Source organism: Halorubrum sp. SP9 (assembly GCF_005435015.1).
Classification (GTDB): domain Archaea; phylum Halobacteriota; class Halobacteria; order Halobacteriales; family Haloferacaceae; genus Halorubrum; species Halorubrum sodomense.
In genome coordinates this window covers 1-482 of record NZ_SGXU01000345.1, presented here as the reverse complement: position 1 = coordinate 482, position 482 = coordinate 1, and the positions used below count along the sequence as shown (strand labels likewise).

At 55.8% G+C, this 482-nt stretch carries 1 pseudogene; it reads left to right on the top strand.

Annotated features, from left to right (window positions below):
* Positions 1-482 (top strand): annotated as a pseudogene (locus tag EXE45_RS17830) (hypothetical protein); the annotation flags it as partial.

Sequence of the window (482 nt, the reverse complement as noted above, 5' to 3'; positions counted from 1 at the left end):
ACCCCGTTTCGTATCATTTCGAACTCGACGGAACGACGTTCGAGACAAGCAGGTTGTCTGAGGGCGGTCTAGATATTGAGATCGCTATTCAGGGCGTTCGGCCTGACACAGATTCCGAACAAACCGATAAGGACACGCTGTACTGGGAGATAGACACTGATGGTCTCCAAGACCTACGAAAACGACTGATCGAGTGGTGGGCGCTTCGTGACGCAATTGCGACTCGAGACGCACCAAAGGCGGTTGAGCGTGACCTCGAACAGCGCGCAGATGCAGTCCGCAGTAAGCTGACCAGCGCGATGATGAGCGGCTCGTACAATGTGAAAGATCGGACGGACATCGGCGGCCTTTCGAAAGCAGTTCAGGCCACGGTCGATGTCGCCTTCCCTGACGACTTCCATCCAATGATGCTCCAAGTCGATGAGAGTCGACTGCGCGAGCTAAGCGAACTCGACAGCGATACACCACTACCCACGTGGGCC